The sequence below is a fragment of the Nocardia sp. NPDC006982 genome, assembly GCF_042869435.1.
In the GTDB taxonomy this organism is placed as follows: Bacteria; Actinomycetota; Actinomycetes; order Mycobacteriales; family Mycobacteriaceae; genus Nocardia.
Genome location: NZ_JBIAFV010000005.1, coordinates 82,436 through 96,969 on the forward strand (window position 1 = coordinate 82,436; position 14,534 = coordinate 96,969).

Genomic DNA, 14,534 nt, shown 5'->3' on the forward strand with positions numbered 1-14,534 from the left:
AGTAGTCGACCGAAAATTCGTCGACACGGATTGACAGAACCCTCGAACGAGTTCCAGTTCCATCCGACCGCGAACCCGTCTCCGACCGATACTGCCCGACTTCAGCCGCGCACGTCGTGCACATGGTGGATTACGTCGTGCAGGAAATAGGCGGCCAGGGATTCGACCGTGAAGACCGAGCCGTCGCTGCGTCGCGCTCGGTTGCCAAGGGCGTTTTCGGGGACCGATGCGAAGGCGCGCGCGACGGTCTCGGCCGCGTCTGTCAGCTCAGCGGCGACCTGCCGCGGATGCTGCTTGCCGTATTGATCGGCGATGGCGGTGACGTCCTGATCCCAGTTCGAGAACACCGGGATGCCGTCCGCGGACTCGAGGCCTTCGGCGTCGAACCCGGGAACCCTCGGATCCACTGCCTCGGTGCGGGCCGCGACGGCCGTGCGGTAGGTGAAGATTCGGCAGACATCGCGAACGTGAGCGGCGTATTCGAGCGCCGACCAGGTGGAGTCGTCCGGGCGGATGGCCGCGTCGGATCGCGCGAGGGTTGCCGACAGACGGCCCGCGTAGTCGCGGGCCAGATCGGGCACCGCCGCGTAGGTGATCGACTCCGGGTCGAATCCGCATTCGGGACAGGAGCGTTCGAGGACCCAGGTCCAGTTCTTGACGTCGGGAACGATAGGCATGCGCCTACCCTAGATTGGCTGAATATCTTCAGCGATAGATATTCAGCCAGCTAGCGACAAGATCCCGACAGCGGGAGTTCAATCCATCAAACGAAGCGCGCGTTCGAAGAGCTCGAGCGTGATGGCATGCAGGAAGTCACCGACCTGCTTGGGCGCCTTGCCCGCGAATGCGCGAGCATGCGTGCCCTCCAGCACAATTCCCAGCTTGAAGCAGGCGAGCACGGTGTACCAGGTGACATAGCTCAGGTCGCGATCGGAGAACTTGCCGTAGTGCTCGACCATCTGCTCCGGCGTCGGCAGACCGCCGACCGCGCCGAGCTTGCCGATCAGCGCCGCGCCCGTGGTACCCGGCTCCGGACGCGTCGCGATCTGCCAGCCGAGGTCGAGCAGCGGGTCGCCGATGGTCGACATCTCCCAGTCCACCATCGCGGCCACTTCGGGGCCGTCGTAGGAGAACATCATGTTTGCCAGGTGGCAGTCGCCGTGCAGGATGCCGGGAGTCCACTGCGCGGGCCGATGCCGATCCAGCCATTCCCCGACCTGCTGCACGCCGGGAATCTCCGGGCCCGGATACCCCGCATTGGCGGCATAGGACTCGAGTTCACTGAGCCAGCGCGGCACCTGCCGCTCGAGGAAGCCGTCCGGTTTGCCGTAGTCCTGCAGGCCGAGCGCCTGATAGTCGAGCGAGCCGAGGCGGGCGATGGCCTCGACCGCCGACAGGCCCATCTGCCGCCGGATCTCCGGATCGCTCGCGTGCGGCTCCGGCAGTTCGTTCTGCGGATTGAATCCGGTAATGGGCTCCATCAGGTAGAACACCGCACCGAGAACGGATTCGTCCGGGCAGGCGGCGATCACCTTCGGCGCGCGCACGCCGGTGCCGTCGAGCGCGCCGAGCAGCCGGGCCTCGCGACGGATGACGTCATTGCTCTTGGCGCGCAGGTGTTTCGGGCCGCGGCGCAGCACGTAGTCCTGACCGCCGCGCGCGAAGCGCAGCATGATGTTCTGGGTGCCGCCGCCGAGCGCGGTCACATCCTCGAACTCACCGGCAGGCAGACCCTGCTCGTCCATCCATTTACCGACGACGGCAAAGTCGACGATCTCACGATCTACCTCTGACATGTCCCACATTGTGCACCACGCGCCGAAGGTAACTGAAGGCACATGACAACAGTTTGCTTCGACCGGTGCGGCGTAGGGTTCGGAGCACGATGCGCACGCTCTTGATCGACAATTACGACTCGTTCACCTACAACCTCTATCAGCTGATCAGCGAGGTGAACGGGGAAGAACCCACGGTCGTGCGCAATGACGAGGTGGACGATATCGCGCGGCTGCGGCTGGAGCGCTTCGACAATGTCGTCATCTCCCCCGGGCCGGGTCGCCCGGATGTCGGCCGGGATATCGGCATCTCGGCCGCGGTGATCCGCGAGACCGAACTGCCGCTGCTCGGCGTCTGTCTCGGACATCAGGCCATCGTCGTCGCGGCGGGCGGCATCGTCACGACCGCACCCACCGCGCGGCACGGCTATCTCGATCACATCGAGCACGACGGCGACGAACTGTTCGCCGGGCTGCCCGAGGGGTTCACCGCGGTGCGCTACCACTCGCTGTGCGCGCAGCGGCCGTTGCCGGACAGCCTCGAGATCACCGCCGTCGCGGCCGATGGGGTGATCATGGGTGTGCGGCACCGGAGCAGACCGCAGTGGGGGGTGCAGTTCCACCCCGAGTCGATTGTCAGCGAGTACGGTGCGGCATTGCTCGGCAATTTCGCGAAACTTACTGCGGGCCGGCGGATTCGATCGAGTATCGTCGCGCCGTTCGAGAATGCCGAGCCGCTGATGGGTAGACACGAGTTCCGCGAATCCCGGCGCTCCTGGCAGCTGCGGCATGCGGTGATCGAGCGGGCGATCGATACCGAGGCCGCGTTCCTCCAGCTCTACGGCAACTCCCCCACCGCATTCTGGCTCGACAGCGAACATGTCGAACCCGGACTGGATCGGTTCTCCTTCCTCGGCGATGCGAGCGGACCATTGGCCGAAGTGATCCGCTACCGGGTCGGCGAGAACAAGGTGACGGTCGAATCCTCGGACGGGAACCGGCGGACCGTACCCGGCGGAATTCTCGACTATCTCGCCGGGCAGCTACACCTCAGACATACCGAACTACCCGATCTGCCTTTCGATTTCGCGTGTGGTTACGTCGGATACCTGGGCTATGAGGTGAAGGCCGATTGCGGTGCGAATGCAGCGCATCGCGCCTCGACACCGGACGCACAGTGGATCTTCGCCGATCGGATCGTGGTCGTGGACCATGTCGGCGGGCGCACCCATCTGCTCGCACTCACCGATCCCACACCGGAAGCCCTTCGGGCGGGCGCGGATTGGTTGCGCGATACCCGCGAGATCCTGGAATCCCTACCGACGTGGGCGAATCCGCCGACACTCGACGTGCGCTCGGATACCGCCGCCGTCGCACCGCTGTTCACCCGCGGGCGCGCGCGGTATCTCGCCGATATCGCCGTCTGCCAGGAGCGGCTGCATGCGGGCGAGTCCTACGAAATCTGTCTGACCGACACCGCATCCTTGGCGGCCGCCGAAGCGGATGGACTCGACTTCTACCGCACACTGCGCCGCTGCAATCCCGCACCATACGCGGCGTATCTGCACTTCGACGATCTCGAAATCGCCTGCTCCTCACCGGAACGCTTCCTGAAGGTGGACCGCGCCCGCACCGTGGAGAGCAAGCCGATCAAGGGCACCGCGCCGCGCGGGACCACGGCCGCCGAGGACGAGCGACTGCGGCGCGAACTGGCCGACAGTCCGAAGACCAGGGCCGAAAATCTGATGATCGTCGACCTGTTGCGCAATGACCTGGGCCGGGTCTGCCAGGTCGGCAGTGTGCACGTGCCGAAATTGATGGCCACCGAGACGTATACGACCATGCACCAACTGGTTTCCACCGTGCGCGGCACGCTACGACCGAATGTCGATGTGATCGATTGTCTGCGTGCGTGTTTCCCGGGCGGCTCGATGACCGGGGCGCCCAAGTTGCGGACCATGGAGATCATCGACGAGCTGGAAACCGAAGCGCGCGGCATCTATTCGGGCACCATCGGTTTCCTCGGTCTTGGGGGCACCGCCGACCTCAATATCGTCATCCGCACCGCGGTCCGCCACGACGGCCACTGGCGGATCGGGGCGGGCGGCGCCATCGTCCTCGACTCTGACCCTGCGGACGAATACCACGAAACCCTGCTCAAGGCCGCCGCCACCCACCGCGCCGCTCCCCACTGAGCTCGGTTATTTGCGGCGGCGGGTGCGCTTCGGGGGTTCGGGAGGCGCGGGAGGTTCGGCGGGTTTGCCGGTGAAGCGACCGAGGAGGGAGACGCCCGGGAGTTTGGCGATGGCGGTGAAGAGGTCTTCGCCGAGGCCGATCATCGCCTCCAGGCGAGGCAGCAAGCGGTCGTAGGCGGCGAAGGCCGGATCCGCTAACGCCAGTGTGCGGTCCAGGCGATCGATGGTGGAGTTGAGCCGGTCGATGGCGATCGCGAGGCTCTCGATCAGATCCGGGAGCTGAGCCGCCAACTGCGCCGAGGCCGGTGGCAGCCGCACCGCCGCATCGAAGGCCTGACCAGCGGTAAGTTGTGCGGCATCCAATACTTGACTCGCCGCCGACTGTGCCGCCTCCACCGCCGACTGTGCGGCCGCCAGCACATCGCCGGGACTCGGCACTCGCCCACCCGGCGCCTTCGGAGTCGCGCCCTTGCGGCCCGCACCCTTCGGGGTAGTCATTCCTCCACTCTGCCGCACCCATAGCCCTCGGGGCCGGATATCCCCGACCGACCGGTTTGTGTCGCGTCGGCGGGCACTCGCTCGCATCGCCGAAGGTATGGACCGCCGGAGTCGGCGTGTCGGTGGTTCGTGGCATAGTTCGAGCACGATGAAACTCAGTAAAGGGGCCAATGCGGCGGTGCCGACTTCCCTTCTAGCCGTGGTTGTTTCATGGCGGTCGGGGCATGCGGTGGATGCGCATGCACTGTTGCTGGCGGAGGCCGGAACCGTGCGCACCGATCGGGATCTGGTGTTCTTCAATGCACCCCGACATATGTCGCAGGCGGTGACGCTCGATCAAGAGCCGGCACCCGGCACGGCACGCCTGAGCGTGTCGTTACCGCGCACCGAATCGGATGTGGCGCGGATCGTGGTCGCCGGATCGATCGATGACGGCACCTTCGGCGATATCGCGGATCTGACCCTGACCATCGAGGCCGCGCACGGGCCGATCGCCCGGTTCGAGATCACCGATCCCGATGCGGTCTCCGCGATGATGTTCGGCGAGTTCTACCGCCGCGACGGCCAGTGGCGCTTCCGTGCGATCGGCCAGGGTTGGGACAGTGGGCTCCCCGGTCTCGTCACCGAATTCGGCGTCACCATCGACGGCCCCGACGAGCCGCCACCCGATCGCTTCCGCGCGGCACACGCGAATCGGATACCCACTTTTCCAGTGCAGCAACGTGTCTCGACTGGCACTGCGCTGACCGGATCACCCGGTCCTCAGCAGCTCGACACCGCGTCCTGGGAACAGGACGGCACACACGCAGACCCGGCTGGACAGCATGATCGTCCCGATGAAGCACCGGCCCGACCGCGGAGGCTGGGCGCGCACCGCGGAGATCAGGCCGGCCACCGCACCGCCGCCACCGCGCCCCGGGACCGAGCCGACCATCGCACCGACTCGGCCGACGACCGGCCTGCCCGGCCGCGACCGGGCAGGCCGGTCGACCTTCAGCGCCAACGGCACGAGGTCGAACCGCCGACACCAGCACCGCCGAATCCCGAACGTGCGGACTGGCATTCGGATCCCGAGAATCCCTCGCGGCAGCGTTGGTGGGATGGGGCCGAATGGACCAGTGCCACATACGAACGGCGCCAGCCTGGCCCACGCGGCTGTGAGCGGTGCGGAAATCCCCGGCGCCGCAAGCTGTTCGGCGGTCTCGCGCCGTGCCAGAGCTGCGAGCATCAAATCGAGGAATTCCTGACGCACTGGCATACCCAGGCCTGGCGGGCGCTGACCGCAGCCGGACCGCGCGGTGCGGAGTGGGATGCGCTGTGGGCGTCGTTGCGGTATCAGCGAATCGATGCGGGCCTGGGCCGGGCGGCGCTGCGGGATGTGGCGCTCACCTATGTCGAGCGACTGGTCGCGTTCGCATTCGCGGATGGCGAGATCGAGCAGACCGAGTTCGAGGCGTTCGAGTACGCGATCGAAGAGCTGGCGCTCGGCGGACCGCTGGTCGAGGATCTGCGCAGACGGATGTATCGCGGGCGCACCCTGTCGCGGTTGCGCGGCGGGGATCTGCCGGTGGTGCGTACACCCGGCCTGCATCTGGATCCGGAGGAGAAGGTGCACGTGGATCTGCCCGCCGTGCACGTCCGCCTGCTCGCCAAGGGCCCGAAACTCACCGACGGCAGGCTGATCGCCAGCAATAAGAAGCTGCGGTTCGTCGGTACCGATATCGGCACCGAATTGCCGTGGAACCGGGTGGTTTCGGTGCATGTCGAGCAGCGTTCGGTGGTCGTCGCGGCGACCTCGTCCCGCGGTGGCGCCATGTTCGACGTCGATGATCCGGACTACGTCGCGGCCGCGCTGGAGGGTGCGCTGCGGGTCGCCAAACGCCTGGTGCTGACGCCCGGGCAGCGCGACACGCGCAGCATCCCGCAGGAGGTCAAGGCCGAGGTGTGGCAACGTGACGGCGGCAAATGCGTCGAATGCGGCGACGGCCACTACCTCGAATTCGATCACATCATCCCGCTCAGCCGCGGTGGCGCGACGAGTGCGACGAATCTGCAGATCCTCTGCCGCGCCTGCAACCGCGCCAAGGGTGCGCGAATCTGATGCGGATACCGCACACAATCACGCACCGGAACACCGATGTGGCGAACAATGCATATGCGATGAAGCACGTTGAGCGGTCCGGCGTGTCACCGTAGCGTCCAATACCGAACAGAGCCGTTTGGGAGGATCAATGCAAGTAGCGGTAATCGGCGGAACCGGGGTGCTGGGGGCCGCGGTAGTACGAGAGCTGAGCGCACGCGGACATCGGGTCCGCGTGGTGAGCCGAACCGCTCCGGCGGATCGAACCCTGGAGCACCGGACCGCGGATCTCGCCACCGGCTCCGGCCTGGAATCCGCACTGGAGGGCTGCGACACCGTCGTCGACGCGGTGAGCGCCCGCAGCCGGACCCGATCGGTCATGGTGGACGGCGTGCGCCGACTACTTGCGGCCGAAAAGCAGGCGGGCATCGGCCATCACGTCGAAATCTCCATCGTCGGTTGCGATGTCGTCCCCTTCGGCTATTACAACGCGAAGGTGGACCAGGAACAGGTGGTCACCACCGGTGAGATTCCCTGGACACTGTTGCGCGCCAGCCAATTCCACGAACTCGTCACCGATATCCTGGCCCTGTCTGCGCGCTGGCGGCTCGCACCGCGTTCGACGGTGAAGGTACAGCCGATCGACGTCGACGCCGTCGCGGCAAGGCTCGCCGACGCGGTGGACAACGGTCCGGCCGGGCGCATCCCGGATATCGCCGGACCCACCGTGCACACCCTCACCGAACTGGCCGATATCTACCGCGAACACATCGGCCGCAAGCTGCTCCCGCTGCCCGTACCCATCCTGGGGCGCGCCGGACGTGCCCTACGGTCGGGCGCTCTCTGCCTGAACGGAAACGGCGACGCAATCGGCATCGGCTACGCCGAATGGCTGTCTCGCCGAATCACTCGCTGATCAACCCGGCCGTGCGCCCGAGATCGGCCAGCATCGCCTCGAACAGGATCTCCGGATTCGACAGCGGGATCGGATAATTCCCGAACACCTCGAGCGTGACGTGCCCGTAGAGCCGGGCCCAGATCTGGATCATCAGATACGTCACGCCGAGGTCGAGCTTTTCGGCCGGAAATTTCTGTCCGGACTCCGAAAGCGCTGCCAGCAGCTCGGTTTGGAACAGCACGAGGTCATCGCGCAGCTCCGCCGGAATCACATCGGTCGGCGGCGTCACGACATCGTAGGTGGCCAGCAGTCGCCCGGCTGCGGCGAGGAAGATCCGGCCGAACGGTTCGTCGAACCGGCGCAGCATGCGCGCGCGGCCCGCGCCCGGCGAGGCGAACACCAGGGTGAATTCCCTGGTGTGCGCCAGCGCCCAGCGCCGGAATCCCTTGCAGATGGCGAAGAACTGCACCGCGCCGTCATCGGGCAGCGTCGCGATCTGCTCGGACAACTCGGCGGCGAGGTCCGCACAGAACTCCAGGCGCAGACTTTCGAGCAGGTCCTCGCGCGAGTTGTAATACCGGTACAGCGCGGGAGCGGTAATGCCGAGTTCGCGCGCGATCGCCCGCAGCGTGACCGCATCGGGCCCGTGCTCGACCAGCAGAGCGCGGGCCACCCGCCGGATATCCGCATCCGAAACCACCGGTGCCCGCCCCCGCGGCTTGGCGCTGTTCATAAAAGAATTCAAGCGTATTCGACTTCCCAGCGCTTGATGCCATTCAACCAACCCGAGCGCAACCGCACCGGATCGGAGACCTGACGCAGGTTCGGCATCACATCGGCAATGGCGTTGAACATCAGATCGATCTGTAGCCGGGCCAGGTTGGCGCCGACGCAGTAGTGCGTGCCGGTGCCGCCGAATCCGACGTGCGGGTTGGGGTTGCGCAGCACATCGAAGGTGAACGGATTCTCGAATCCGTCCTCGTCGAAATTGGCCGAGCTGTAGAACAGCCCGAGGCGCTGTCCCTTGTTGATCTCCTGGCCGCCGACCTCGGTGTCCTGGGTAGCGGTGCGCTGAAAAGCGGTCACCGGGGTGGCCCAGCGCACGATCTCATCGGGCGCGGTGCGCGGGCGCTGCTGCTTGTACAGCTCCCACTGCTCTGGATTGTCGACGAAGGCCTTCATGCCGTGGGTGATCGAGTTGCGGGTGGTCTCGTTGCCCGCGACCGACAGCAGGATCACGAAGAACGCGAATTCGTCCGAGCCCAGGTTCTCGCCGTTGATATCGGCATTGATCAGCTGGGTGACGATGTCGTCGGCCGGGCATTTGCGCCGCTCCTCGGCCATATTCCAGGCGTAGCCCATGACCTCGGCGGTGGCGGTGTGGTGATTGCCGTCGAACTCCGGATCGTCGTAGGAGATCATCTGGTTGGTCCAGTCGAACAGCTTCTTGCGGTCGTTCTGCGGCACTCCGAGCAGTTCGGCGATGGCCTGCAGCGGCAGTTCGCAGGCGACCTGTTCGACGAAGTCGCCGCGCCCGGTCTGCTTGGCCTCGTGCACAATTCGAGCCGCACGCTCGGTGAGCGCCGCGCGCAGGCTCTCCACCGCGCGCGGGGTGAAGCCCTTGGAGATGATGCGGCGGGTCTTGGTGTGCTGCGGCGGATCCTGATTCAGCATCAGCATATTGCCGAGCATGTCGATCTGCTCGCGGGTGGTTTCCTCGTTGAACCGGATGATCGCGGTGTTCTCGTGCGAGGAGAACACCTCCGGATTCTTCGAGATCTCCTTGATGTGGTCGAGTTTGGAGATGACCCAGTAGCCGCCGTCATCGAAGCCGCTGGCCCGGCCGGACTGCGCGCACCACCAGACCGGGGCAGTCCGGCGCAGCTCGGCGAATTCCTGGATGGGCAGGCGGGTGGACAGCAGATCTGGGTCGGTGAAGTCGAATCCCGCGGGAATCGACGGCGTGGTCACGGTCACGGCTATCTCCTACCGGTCTGACTTGGGCTGCAGACCTCACGACACTGGGGATGGCAGCCGGCGGGGCCGGCAAGAACTGTGTGGACACGTTCCGAAGCCGATAAAACCACACAACCGGGGTTTTGTGAATAGTGTTTAGTAAACCCCGTTAACTTCACGTTTGGTAGCGGTTGAGTCGCCCACTCATCCATAGCTATAAGCTATGAATCACGGGCTTGATCGCTTATCGCGAAACCGTGCACGCAACCGAGCGGACAAGCATGTAATGGGACGCAACAGGTCACTGTCCGGAGGTCCCCCATGCCCAGCCTGTACGAGCACGCCGGTGGCGACGAGGCATTGCATCGCGTCGAAGAAGCCTTCTACGACAAGGTGCTCGCCGATCCGGTGCTGAAAACCCAGTTCACCGAACGCCGCCCGACGCATGTCGACCATCTCACCTGGTTCACCGCCGAATCCTTCGGCGGCCCGGACCGTTTCACCCGCAACCTCGGCTTCGACTACATCATCGCCGTGCACCGCGGCCTCGAAATCACCGATGAGCAGCGTGAGCGCTTCGCCCAGCTGTATCTGGCGGCGTTCGAGGAGGCGGGGCTATTCGACGATCCCGCCTTCCGCGATGCGGTGCGCGAACATGCCGAATTCGGCGCCCAAGTGGCACAACAGAATTCGCATGCCAAGACCGAGGACGAACTGCACCCGATCCGCGAGGTGCCGCACTGGACCTGGGACGGCGACGACTGACCGCCGCCTATCCCGTCACACGCGCGACCAGAGCCAGAAGCAAGAACGGTACGGTGGCGCTGACATCGGCCGTCTGATCCTCGGGTGTGCCACGGGTATGTGCCGCGACCGCGAAAGTCTCGCCGAACGATGCCGAGGCCACCTCCAGCGGCCCGCTGTCGGACCAGCCCCACTTGCTGCCCTGAACGCCGGGCAGCCGCGCAGTCCCCCAGTCCTGTGCGGTGCCGTCGGCCGCCTGTTCGCCCGCCGCGGCCATCCAGCCGAAGATCGGCGACCAGGGCTCGGTCCGCTTCTTGGTCGCCAGGAAGGTGGCCACATCCGCGGTGCTGGTGTACGACATGCCCCAGGCCGGGCCCGATTTGGTGGCGGTCAGGCCGTACTCCGCGGCAATGGCGTCGATCGCCTGCGGATACTTCGCGCCGAGTTCGTCGGCCGCGGAGTCATCCGAATAGCGGATCATCCGCTCCGCCAACGCCAGATCCGTAGCCGACCCGTCACCGTGATGCAGCGCGTAGTCGACCATATAGAGCTTCACCAGCGACAATCCGGTGCGCATCTCGTGTTCGTTGCTGGTGCCCCACTGGACGCCAGGCAGCACCGAACGGAAGGAGAACGCGGTTCGCGACGGCACACCGTCCTCATCACCCACCTCGGCGGCGGCAACGGGCGCGGCGAATACCAGCATCGCTGCGGCGGCGACCGAGATCGGGAAAGCCAAGCGGCCCATAGTTTCTCGCTCCTATCGCATTACGGTCAGGACGGGCGACGCCCGGCAAGACGACCTGCTCAGCAGAGACATCGAGGCGTTCGTACATCTCCTTCATCCGACTTGGTTCAGACTCGGCGGTTGCCAGTGACCATCGAGCGCCCGCTGCTCGGGCACATACAGCCGAAGCGCGAGCCGGAAGGTGCCGGTTTCCGGTATCGGCAACCAATTGCCGTATGGCACATCACTTCCCGGGACCGCCGCCTGGATGGCGAGTTCCAGCGAGCCGTCCGGCAGCGGTACAACCGGACGCTGATGACCGACCGAGAAGATGCCCGCCGGGTTGGGCACCAGAAAGCGCTCCGCGGTGTAGGCGGTCAGCGACCAGAAGGCCCGCGCGGGCGGCGTCTGGCCCGGGGGGAAATGCAGCCGGTACAAGCGCGGCGCACCCTGCTCACCCGCATTCGCACTGATCTCCGGATAGACGGTGTCTTCCGGCAGATTCGCACCGAGTGCGGTCCACGCGGTCGAGGCACGCAGTGAGTAATCGGTGCCGTAGGTGCCGAGGTTCGTCGCGAAACCCCAGCCGTTCTCACGTCTGGCTTTGGGATTGGCATAGTCCGGGATGCGCATCTGGCCCGCCGCCACCGCGGCGTTGAGGTCGGCGACCGGCGCACCGTCGACCGTGCCGCCCGGCCGGATGCCGATCTTCGAAAACCGCTCCAGCGCGGGGGCATCGTCGCGGGCGGGCGGGTTGGTGAGCATAAGTGCGCAGAGCCGGTCGAAGAAGGTACGCCCGTCCATCCGCGCAACCTGCTGTGGAGGTGCGATCGGGGCGGCCATAACGGGACCGATCACCGGGTTCGGCCGTTCACCGCGCAACCAGGCGCTCAGCGGTGCGAGCAGCACCTGCTGCTGCAGGCTCTCGGCGGCGGCGAAATCGGCCTCGCCGCGCAGCTCGATGCGACCGATCAACCAAGCGGTCGCGGTGGGCATCGCCAATCTGGTCAGGTTATCCGGCAGCGCACCAGACCAATTGGGGCCGGTGATCACGTAGCCGTACGGCGGGTCCTGACCAGCGCGCACCCGCGGTGCGACACTGCTGGGGTTGTGGGTGGTGTTGGTCCAAGCGTCCATGATCTGCATGAGCCAGTACCGGTCGCCGTCCATCGGCGGAACCTGCAGCACCACCGGTTCGGTACCCACGTCGAGCCAGGCTGTGGCATAAAGGGTGTCGATATTCGGCATGACCACCGTATTCATCGCGGGATTCACCGGATTGACGGCCCAGATCTGATTGGCGGGTACGGCGGCGGTATTCGACTGCAGCGTGACATCCATCAGCACCAGCGGATACCCATAGATATAGGCGTCGGTCGCGATCGAACGCGGATCACTCGGCGGCACGCTGCCAGAACTCGCCACATTATCGGAATCCGTCGATTTGCCGCACGCGACCAGGCCCGCGCCCGTAACGGCACCGGCCAGCAGCATAGATCGCCGCGACATACTCATGCCTTCTCCCTACTTTCCCGATCAGGTCGGACAACTTCGAGAGAGATCAGCCGGAGTATAGCCACATATTTGCCGTAATTCGGGCAAGCGGCGATGCGGACGGGTTTTCGCCGGTCAGCCGGTGCCGAGAATTGAATTCATAATCGTGCCCGCACTGGTGGCGACGACACCGCCGATCATGGCTCCCGCCACCATCTTCGGCGATTGCATCGCACCGCCGCTCCATTTCTCCCAGGCGAACCGGCCGCCCGCATAGATGATGCTGATTATTCCGGACAGCAGGGCAAACCAGGTCAGATAGCGCACCATCTGCAGCAGCTTGTCCGATAGCGGCGGAGCTTGCGGCGTCGGATTCTGGATCTGCGCCAACGTCGCATAGGCATCGCCGATCGACATCAGATAGATGTTCATCGTCTACTCCTCGACTATCACGCCCTTTCCATGATCCGCACAACGAGTGGTCTCGCAAGCGCGCAGGCATCGTGACTGCACGGTCGCCGAGAAACCGATACCATCTGTCGGAGAGCGCGTTAACCCCCTGTCCCGCATCCAGAATGAGCAACACGAGATGATCCTGGCCGCCGTTTACGACACTTGGGCACAGATCGGCAATCCCACTCCCGAGGCCCCTCCGGTGTCCGACAAGATTCTTCAACTGGTCCGCTACTTCACCTGGTTCGTGCTGCTCGCCGGCATAGTCGCCATCATCTACGCAGGTGGCCGCTTCGCCTGGGAGAAGTGGAGCGGCGGCGGGCTGGAATCCCCGAAGATGGTGGCCGGAGCCATGATCGGCGGTGTCGTGGCCACCAGTGCGGGCACCATCATGAACGCCGTCATCGGCTGAGTCCGCGACTTCGACTGCGGACCGGCACGATTCAGCGCAGGATGCCCGCCTGCCCGGCCGCGCGCAGCCAGTCCGGGAATTCACCCAGCAACCGGGCATACAGCTGCGCGTCGTCCACTTGGTCGATGTCGTCGAGGGCGAAGAAGCCCGCGTTGTCCACGACCCGGTCCGACATTTCGTCGAGAGTGCGCAACAGGCCGTAGTTGGCCCTGCCGAGGCCGACGAACTGCCAGAAAGCGGGCATTCGGGACGCATCGCGCATGAGTGCGGCGATCTCGCGCTTCTTCGCGAAGCCGCCGTCGGTGAAGAACAGCACCAGGGTCGGCGCATCGCCGGGCCGCAGCGAGGCGATGATGTCGCGCATGATCGGCAGTTCGTCGTTGCGACCGCCGATCCTGGCATAGTCGATGCCCTGGTGAGTGCCGGTGAGGTGCAAGAAGGTCTGGGCCCACGCCTCGCCGTGCTCGACGGTGATATCGGGCAGTTTCGCGAAGGACAGCGCGTAGAGGTAGGCCTCGAGGGTGCCGTCCTCGTCGAGCTGCGTCGCCACCGGGATCATCCGCTGCACAACGCGATGCACGACCTGTTTGCTGTATTGCCTGCTCATGCTGAGGGTTTTGTCGATGACCAGGATGACGCGCGCGCGAATTCCGAAGGCGTTCTTGTTGATCAGGACCTTGGCGACTTCGCGTTTGCGCAGGTCGAGTTCGGCGCGCTTCTCGAAGGAGAGTACGGCTTCGCCCGGGACGGTGCGGACCTCGGCAGTGGCGGGAGGAGTAACCGGCGCGGGCTCGTCGTCCACGCTTACGCCGTGATCGGTGACCAGCGCGGCGAATCCGCCCGCATAACCCTGCCCGACCGCGCGAACCTTCCACTCGGAATTACGCCGATACAATTCCAATGCGATGACAATGGACTCGCTGTCGAGTCCATCGATTACATACTCGTAGAGCGCATTTCCGAATCCGTCGGCAACGGTCGCAATCGGCGGCGCGAATTGCCCAAAAGTTGCCCCGGATTCTTCCAAAGTGATGACCACCCGAATTTGGGCGATATCGCCGGGCACGTGGGTCGTGGAAACGGCCAGCGCCGCAGGCGTTCCCGATCGCAACTCGACACCGGGCGCATGCGGCTGATTGAAGAAGACGAAATCGGCGTCGGTGCGAACGCGGCCCGCTTCGGTCACCAGTAGTGCCGAGACATCGGCCGGGGCGATGGATCGCACCGAGACGACGACATTCGATGCCGCGAGCGGACCGTTCTGTCCCTTGACGAGTGATATGCCCACCGCGAACTCCTTGC

14 protein-coding genes are annotated in these 14,534 nt (G+C 65.2%); 5 read left to right on the forward strand and 9 right to left on the reverse strand.

Features of this window, described 5'->3' with window-relative positions:
* Positions 1-101 precede the first annotated feature (101 nt).
* Positions 102-677 carry a DinB family protein gene (locus tag ACFYOW_RS20950; protein WP_387290259.1) on the reverse strand — a complete coding sequence of 192 codons (576 nt, stop codon included), beginning with the start codon at positions 675-677 and terminating at the stop codon, positions 102-104.
* A gap of 78 nt (positions 678-755) precedes the next feature.
* On the reverse strand, positions 756-1,805 hold the full coding sequence (locus ACFYOW_RS20955) for a phosphotransferase family protein (protein WP_387290261.1): 1,050 nt from the start codon (positions 1,803-1,805) through the stop codon (positions 756-758).
* A gap of 80 nt (positions 1,806-1,885) precedes the next feature.
* On the opposite strand from ACFYOW_RS20955, the gene pabB reads away from it, so the two are divergent.
* Positions 1,886-3,970, forward strand: coding sequence for an aminodeoxychorismate synthase component I (gene pabB, locus ACFYOW_RS20960; RefSeq protein ID WP_387290263.1), 2,085 nt, complete (start codon positions 1,886-1,888; stop codon positions 3,968-3,970).
* A 6-nt stretch (positions 3,971-3,976) separates the two neighbouring features.
* On the opposite strand, the gene ACFYOW_RS20965 is transcribed toward pabB, so the two are convergent.
* Complete coding sequence (locus ACFYOW_RS20965; protein ID WP_387290264.1) at positions 3,977-4,468, reverse strand: hypothetical protein; 492 nt, start codon at positions 4,466-4,468, stop codon at positions 3,977-3,979.
* Between the two features lie 148 nt (positions 4,469-4,616).
* On the opposite strand from ACFYOW_RS20965, the gene ACFYOW_RS20970 reads away from it, so the two are divergent.
* Together ACFYOW_RS20970 and ACFYOW_RS20975 are read left to right on the forward strand one after the other, a co-directional pair.
* The gene (locus ACFYOW_RS20970) at positions 4,617-6,569 is read left to right on the forward strand and encodes a TerD family protein (protein WP_387290266.1); all 1,953 of its coding nucleotides are present in this window, start codon (positions 4,617-4,619) and stop codon (positions 6,567-6,569) included.
* Between the two features lie 130 nt (positions 6,570-6,699).
* Positions 6,700-7,464: an SDR family oxidoreductase gene (locus tag ACFYOW_RS20975; RefSeq protein WP_387290268.1), complete on the forward strand. Its 765-nt coding sequence runs from the start codon at positions 6,700-6,702 to the stop codon at positions 7,462-7,464.
* Here ACFYOW_RS20975 and ACFYOW_RS20980 read toward each other — a convergent pair.
* Positions 7,454-8,179 (reverse strand): TetR/AcrR family transcriptional regulator, encoded by a 726-nt coding sequence (locus tag ACFYOW_RS20980; RefSeq protein WP_387290270.1) that lies wholly within the window; start codon positions 8,177-8,179, stop codon positions 7,454-7,456. The genes ACFYOW_RS20975 and ACFYOW_RS20980 overlap by 11 nt on opposite strands.
* An 8-nt stretch (positions 8,180-8,187) precedes the next feature.
* Positions 8,188-9,417, reverse strand: a complete 1,230-nt coding sequence (locus ACFYOW_RS20985) for a cytochrome P450 (protein ID WP_387291398.1) — start codon at positions 9,415-9,417, stop codon at positions 8,188-8,190.
* Positions 9,418-9,723: 306 nt separating this feature from the next.
* Here ACFYOW_RS20985 and ACFYOW_RS20990 point away from each other — a divergent pair, with 306 nt between their 5' ends.
* Complete coding sequence (locus ACFYOW_RS20990) at positions 9,724-10,167, forward strand: group II truncated hemoglobin (protein ID WP_387290272.1); 444 nt, start codon at positions 9,724-9,726, stop codon at positions 10,165-10,167.
* 7 nt (positions 10,168-10,174) lie between these two features.
* Here the strand turns inward: ACFYOW_RS20990 and ACFYOW_RS20995 are convergent, their stop codons facing one another.
* The 3 genes from ACFYOW_RS20995 to ACFYOW_RS21005 all read right to left on the reverse strand — a co-directional run bounded on the left by ACFYOW_RS20995 (position 10,175) and on the right by ACFYOW_RS21005 (position 12,799).
* Complete coding sequence (locus ACFYOW_RS20995; RefSeq protein WP_387290274.1) at positions 10,175-10,894, reverse strand: hypothetical protein; 720 nt, start codon at positions 10,892-10,894, stop codon at positions 10,175-10,177.
* 93 nt (positions 10,895-10,987) lie between these two features.
* Entirely contained in the window at positions 10,988-12,388 is a 1,401-nt protein-coding gene (locus tag ACFYOW_RS21000) for a DUF1254 domain-containing protein (RefSeq protein WP_387290276.1), read from the reverse strand.
* 114 nt (positions 12,389-12,502) lie between these two features.
* Entirely contained in the window at positions 12,503-12,799 is a 297-nt protein-coding gene (locus tag ACFYOW_RS21005) for a hypothetical protein (protein WP_062992381.1), read from the reverse strand.
* 157 nt (positions 12,800-12,956) lie between these two features.
* Here ACFYOW_RS21005 and ACFYOW_RS21010 point away from each other — a divergent pair, with 157 nt between their 5' ends.
* Positions 12,957-13,232: a hypothetical protein gene (locus ACFYOW_RS21010; protein WP_040688132.1), complete on the forward strand. Its 276-nt coding sequence runs from the start codon at positions 12,957-12,959 to the stop codon at positions 13,230-13,232.
* A gap of 31 nt (positions 13,233-13,263) precedes the next feature.
* Here ACFYOW_RS21010 and ACFYOW_RS21015 read toward each other — a convergent pair whose 3' ends face one another.
* Positions 13,264-14,520 carry a VWA domain-containing protein gene (locus tag ACFYOW_RS21015; RefSeq protein ID WP_387290278.1) on the reverse strand — a complete coding sequence of 419 codons (1,257 nt, stop codon included), beginning with the start codon at positions 14,518-14,520 and terminating at the stop codon, positions 13,264-13,266.
* Between the last annotated feature and the right edge of the window lie 14 nt (positions 14,521-14,534).

Excerpts from the sequence above, each read along its gene's own strand:
- ACFYOW_RS21005 (WP_062992381.1), bottom strand. The coding sequence starts at position 12,799 with ATGAACATCTATCTGATGTCGATCGGCGATGCCTATGCGACGTTGGCG.
- ACFYOW_RS20990 (WP_387290272.1), top strand. The coding sequence starts at position 9,724 with ATGCCCAGCCTGTACGAGCACGCCGGTGGCGACGAGGCATTGCATCGC.
- ACFYOW_RS20965 (WP_387290264.1), bottom strand. The coding sequence starts at position 4,468 with ATGACTACCCCGAAGGGTGCGGGCCGCAAGGGCGCGACTCCGAAGGCG.
- ACFYOW_RS20950 (WP_387290259.1), bottom strand. The coding sequence starts at position 677 with ATGCCTATCGTTCCCGACGTCAAGAACTGGACCTGGGTCCTCGAACGC.
- ACFYOW_RS20975 (WP_387290268.1), top strand. The coding sequence starts at position 6,700 with ATGCAAGTAGCGGTAATCGGCGGAACCGGGGTGCTGGGGGCCGCGGTA.
- ACFYOW_RS21010 (WP_040688132.1), top strand. The coding sequence starts at position 12,957 with ATGATCCTGGCCGCCGTTTACGACACTTGGGCACAGATCGGCAATCCC.
- ACFYOW_RS20970 (WP_387290266.1), top strand. The coding sequence starts at position 4,617 with ATGAAACTCAGTAAAGGGGCCAATGCGGCGGTGCCGACTTCCCTTCTA.
- ACFYOW_RS20980 (WP_387290270.1), bottom strand. The coding sequence starts at position 8,179 with ATGAACAGCGCCAAGCCGCGGGGGCGGGCACCGGTGGTTTCGGATGCG.
- ACFYOW_RS20995 (WP_387290274.1), bottom strand. The coding sequence starts at position 10,894 with ATGGGCCGCTTGGCTTTCCCGATCTCGGTCGCCGCCGCAGCGATGCTG.
- ACFYOW_RS21000 (WP_387290276.1), bottom strand. The coding sequence starts at position 12,388 with ATGAGTATGTCGCGGCGATCTATGCTGCTGGCCGGTGCCGTTACGGGC.
- ACFYOW_RS20955 (WP_387290261.1), bottom strand. The coding sequence starts at position 1,805 with ATGTGGGACATGTCAGAGGTAGATCGTGAGATCGTCGACTTTGCCGTC.
- pabB (WP_387290263.1), top strand. The coding sequence starts at position 1,886 with ATGCGCACGCTCTTGATCGACAATTACGACTCGTTCACCTACAACCTC.